Below are 5,380 nucleotides of genomic sequence, written 5' to 3' on the forward strand. Positions count from 1 at the left end.
ACTTTATGTACACGACTGAGGAACAGGGCGAAAAGCGGCCAAGATATACGAAACAACCGGTAATTTTATAATTCCTCGCTCTCTTGCTGAATTTGAAATAAATGCAAAAATATATCAACGATGTTAAACAAATTACCTCCAGTCGGTCAATCGCCGGCATCTTTCCGCCTGCTCTTCGGTCGTTATGGAACCCCATAACTCCCTCATCACAAGCGAAAATATGCTCGACGATTGACCGCCCTGACGGTAACATTTATTATTAAACAAGCTCTAAACATCATATGTTATGAATCTGCAAAGCAACTTTGATCTCGCTCCGTCTACAACATTCCATATACCGGCACGCGCGCGTTACTATGCGTCCTACTCCTCGGTCGGGGAGTTGACCGAGATTCTGGCAATGCCCGAGTTGCAGGGCCTCCCGGTGCTGCATATGGGTGGAGGCAGCAACCTGCTGTTCACATGTGATTATCCGGGCGTTGTGCTGCATTCGGCTGTCATGGGAATCACCTTCGACGGCTCCGGCACTGAAGTCCTGGCTACTGCCGGAGCGGGCGAGCGATGGGACGATTTTGTGGAGCATGTGTGTCGTGCCGGCTACAACGGCATCGAGAATCTCTCGATGATTCCTGGCTCGGTAGGTGCGGCTGCCGTGCAGAATATCGGAGCCTATGGGGTAGAGCTGGCCGACCGTATACATTCGGTCACTGCCTACGACACCGTGCTTTCGCGTGAAGTCGTGCTCCTCCCCTCGGAGCTGCGCTACGGTTATCGTCAGAGCCTCTTCAAGGAGCCGCAGGCCGCAGGCCGCTATGTAGTCACCGCAGTCACGGTGCGGCTTACAACCGAGCCGGTTTTCAATCTCGCCTACGGACCATTGCGCCAGCTTGCCGACTGCGATAATCTATCTTCGATGGATGTGCGACGTCGTGTGATGGAGATACGTCATTCCAAGCTCCCCGACCCCGATATAAAGGGCCAGGGCAATGCCGGTTCCTTCTTCAAGAATCCGGTGGTGTCGCACGACAGATTCCGTCAGCTTGTCGCCGAGTGGCCCGACATGCCGTCATATCCTCTCCCCGACGGCTCGGTCAAGCTGCCGGCCGGATGGCTCATAGAGCATGCCGGCCTCAAGGGGGCAACGGTAGGGGGAGCGATGGTGTATCCGCTCCAATGCCTTGTCATCGTCAACACCGGCGATGCCGTGGCCTCCGATGTTGTGGCTCTCAGTGGCAGAGTCTGCGATGAGGTGATGCGCATATTTGGCATTCAGCTCCATCCCGAGGTGATATTTGTCGGCTGATGAATGTAGGTTTGTATAACACGGATTTGATGACAGAAAATATTACATTGCGCTTTCTCGGCACAGGCACATCTACCGGAGTCCCGGCCATAGGGTGCACTTGCCCGGCATGCCTGTCGACCGACACACGCGACAAGCGTCTGCGCGCATCGGCCATTGTGTCGGTAGGCAACACGAATCTGCTGATAGATTGCGGGCCCGATTTCAGGCGCCAGATTATTGATGCCGGGGCGCCTCCACTTGAGGCGGTACTGCTTACCCACAGCCATTACGACCATGTGGGCGGCATCGACGACATGCGGCCTTATTGCCATTCGCTCCCCGACGGACATTTCCCCGTGTACTGTACTGCCGATGTGGCCGAGGACCTGCGCAACCGTGTTCCCTATTGTTTTCGGGAGAATCTTTATCCGGGAGTGCCTGTTTTTGCCATCCATGAGGTCAATCCTCAGGCACCGTTTATGATTGGCGACATCCGGGTGACTCCTCTGCCCGTGATGCACGACCGTCTCCCCATCATAGGCTTCCGCATAGGGCCGCTCGCCTACATCACCGATGCCAAGACCATACCCGAGTCAACTTTTTCGCTGCTCGAAGGCGTCGACACCCTTGTGATAAATGCTCTTCGTCATACTCCGCATCACAGCCATATGTCGGTTGAGGAGGCCATTGCTGTGGTCTCCCGTGTAAAGCCCCGTGCAGTATATTTCACCCACATTGCTGACGGCCTCGGGCCTCATGCTGTGGTTGAGCCGACGCTCCCTCCGCCGGTAAGGCTTGCCTACGACGGACTATCCATATCCGTGCCGCGTTAAACTTTACTCTCTCCAGAGTGTCTTATAATAAGAGACACTCATAGAGAACTCGTTTCATTCAGAACAATAAAAATTTTAACAATATGAATAGCAGATTTTTTGCAATAATGGCGACAGCGCTGATTCTCTCTTCGTGTGGTAGCAATAAGAAAGTTATTACCGAGCCAAAGGAACAGCCTGTCCAGACAGTGACAACTATGAAACAGTCAGATGCCTCGCAGCTTGAAGGCGAGTGGAATGTATGGACCGTGGGCGGAAAGAAAGTGACAGGAGAAAACCGTCCCTATCTGAATTTCTCGCTCTCAGAGCACCGTGTCTATGGCAACAACGGTTGCAATACCATCAACGGCGACTTCACCACAGGCCAGGGACAGAGCCTCAGTATCTCAAATGTGATTTCGACTATGATGGCGTGTGCCGACGCGCCGTTTGAGGCTGCCATCAACCAGGCGCTCGACGATGCACGATTTTTCTCTGTCGGACGCCAGGGCCACGAACTCTATCTCGACCTTCTCGACGCCAACAAAAAAACTATAATGGTGCTCCGCCGCCACAATATGGAGTTTCTCAATGGCGCCTGGACTCCCATTCAGATAGGCAACAAATCCAATGACAATACCGATGTGCAGATGGTAATCGATATCGCCGAGCAGAAGGTCCACGGCCATACGGGCTGCAATATCATGAACGGTTCGCTGCTTATCGATCCCGACAAGAACAACAGCATACAGTTCCTTGACATTGCCACTACCCGTATGATGTGCGACCCCGCCTCAATGGCTACAGAGACCGCTATGCTCGTGGCGCTTGAGAGCGTGGAGCATGCCCGTCCCGGTAGAAGCGACACTGTGGTGATGACCGACAAGGACGGCAAGACCGTGCTTGTGCTCAAGCATATCGATATCGAACAGTGATACCCTTGCGCACCGGCGTAGCCGGAATATCTACAGTATAGACATTCTTTACATTATCAAACCCTATATGAGCCTTGCGACCGTTGACAGTGACGTCGCAGGGCTTTTCTGTGCCAAGCTCCAGGCGGTAGGAGCGTTTCGACGGCTGTCCGTCATATTCACCTTCTGCCGGCAGCACGCTTACCGAATGCCACGCGCCGGAGCGCTCGTAGCGCAGTCCGGTTCTGGAGTATCTGCCATTCTCATACTCCATGCTTATCCCGTCATCCTCATAAAGGCTGTAGAGATTTGAGCAATCCTCGGCCGACGGATACACCCGCAGCACGAGTGTACCGGGTATCTCCGAAGCCGGACGCGTGGTAAACGGCTGCATCGGCATGACCCAACCCGCTTTCATGAAGAGTGGAAACGACTCCAGAGGTTTGGATATCCGGGCGACAGTGCCGCCGGCATGTTTTTCGTGGGTGAAGAAGTCATACCATTCATCCCCGTCGGGAAACCACACCGTCTGGCTTGCCGTGCGCTCTGCGCCTGTTCCCTTTGTATCAATCGGGGCTGTGAGCAGAAGGTCGCCGTACATATACTGCTTGCCGTAGCGCAGAGCCTCTTTATTTCCGTTGTAGTCGATATACATCGGACGCGTCAGCGGCACCATATCATCATGCGTCTGGCGCACACTCGTATAGGTGTAAGGCATCATTTCCGAGCGGAGACGGTAGGCGGCATACATCGAGCGCTCGGCCAGTGAGTCGCCGCAGAGCCAGGGACGACGGTCATACTCCGGAGTGCGCGAAGAGTGTATTCTCAGTGCTGCCGACATAGCTCCGAACTGTACCCAGCGCGCCAGCAGTTCGCCGCCTCCGATTTCTTTATGGCCACCTATGTCGTGAGCCCAGAAGAAGCATCCGGCGTTGCCGCTCGCTATGGTGAGTTTTATCTCGAATGCCAGCATGTCCCAGTTGGTATATGCGTCGCCTGAGAAATGAAACGGATGCCGGTGGTCGCCCCATCCGCCCCAGCGGCTGTAGGTGGCGCCACGTTTGCCGTCACGGAGACTGTGCCGGTAAAATAGTTCGTTGAGCCATGGAAGTGTGCGTGTGTTGGTCCCGGCTACGTAGGGATAGATATAATTCTGCTGCCAGTCTACCCACCAGAGGTCAAGCCCGAGGCTGTCGGTAGGACCGTGCCCGTGGCTGAACAGAGCTTCCATATATCGGCGCGAGCCGGAGTCAAACTGGGGTATCTCTTTCCCGTCGGGGTCATACCCGAGCGTGCGGGCGAAGTCGGCGTAGCGTTCGTCGCCCGGACGCAGACCATCGTGGGGATGGTCGTTCAGCGTAAGTGTCAGCCCCATGGAGTGGATGGTGTCTATCAGGGCTTTGGGGTCGGGGATGAGATTGCGGTTCCAGGTATATCCGGTCCAGTGTCGTTTGCCGTTATGGCCGGTGCCGTTGTCAAGGATATTGGTGTGCCAGCCCATGTCGAGCACTACATTGTCGAGCGGATAGCCGTGGCTGCGGTACTCGTCGATTACCTCGAGCAGTTCCTCGGTTGAGTAATCCTGATATTTGCTGTACCATACGCCATGCACCCATTTGCGGGTCATCGGTGTGCGCCCCGATATGGCTCCGAGGCTTCTGAGGGCCGCCTTGTAGTCGGTGCCGTAGACAAAACAGTACAGGTCGTGGAGATGCGCCGGCATGTACGGGCGCGGGCTGATCCAGTCATCGCTGTCAAGGAAGTCGGCGCGGTTGTCGTCGATGACATGCCATCCGTCGGTGCTCAGTAGGCCGTTGCCGAGAGGCACCTCGCTCCCTACGCGGTCGAGAGTCTCTATCGGGCCTCCAAGATTGCCGCGCTGTATCTGGCGTATGGTAAACTTCTTCTCCCTTCCGCGGTGGTCGAAATAAGCCGTCAGGTTGGAGGTGGAAAACGGATGTCCGTCATCGACATATTCAATCCTTATCGCCTGAGTGGTGATACGGTATACCGGATATCGGCTGTCGGCGCCGGTCCCTTCGATTTTTTCTACGCTGTACAGGCTGTCGGCGAGCAGCGACGTACGGTCGTAGGCAAACATTGTGCGCTCATCCACAAAACGCCCGTCGGTCGTGCTTTCCAGGCGGAAAAGTGTAGGCGTGATAAGCGTGAGCCTGTTGTTGCCGAACACCAGCGGGTTGCCTGCCGGCACCTCCGCATTTACATTCTGTGCCGCCTCAATGCTGCCTCCGCCTATTGCGATTGCCGCCACCAGCGCCACTGCCATTTTCTGCAATTTCATGATAATTATTCTAATGGTTAATATTGATAAGTAAGTCATATACGTAATAATTTTTACGACTTACTTA

At 54.9% G+C, this 5,380-nt stretch carries 4 protein-coding genes; 3 read left to right on the plus strand and 1 reads right to left on the minus strand.

Annotated features, from left to right (window positions below; translation table 11 throughout):
* Positions 1 to 286 precede the first annotated feature (286 nt).
* From murB to K2I50_RS02970, 3 genes are all read left to right on the plus strand, one after another.
* The gene (gene murB, locus K2I50_RS02960) at positions 287 to 1,303 is read left to right on the plus strand and encodes a UDP-N-acetylmuramate dehydrogenase (RefSeq protein ID WP_301024761.1); all 1,017 of its coding nucleotides are present in this window, start codon (positions 287 to 289) and stop codon (positions 1,301 to 1,303) included.
* A gap of 41 nt (positions 1,304 to 1,344) precedes the next feature.
* On the plus strand, positions 1,345 to 2,118 hold the full coding sequence (locus K2I50_RS02965; RefSeq protein ID WP_301024764.1) for an MBL fold metallo-hydrolase: 774 nt from the start codon (positions 1,345 to 1,347) through the stop codon (positions 2,116 to 2,118).
* Between the two features lie 83 nt (positions 2,119 to 2,201).
* Complete coding sequence (locus K2I50_RS02970; RefSeq protein ID WP_301024762.1) at positions 2,202 to 3,032, plus strand: META domain-containing protein; 831 nt, start codon at positions 2,202 to 2,204, stop codon at positions 3,030 to 3,032.
* Here K2I50_RS02970 and K2I50_RS02975 read toward each other — a convergent pair.
* Complete coding sequence (locus K2I50_RS02975; protein WP_301024763.1) at positions 3,007 to 5,313, minus strand: glycoside hydrolase family 31 protein; 2,307 nt, start codon at positions 5,311 to 5,313, stop codon at positions 3,007 to 3,009. The two genes, K2I50_RS02970 and K2I50_RS02975, sit on opposite strands and share 26 nt — an antisense overlap.
* Positions 5,314 to 5,380 lie beyond the last annotated feature (67 nt).

It is taken from the genome of Muribaculum sp. (assembly GCF_029051885.1).
GTDB lineage: Bacteria > Bacteroidota > Bacteroidia > Bacteroidales > Muribaculaceae > Muribaculum.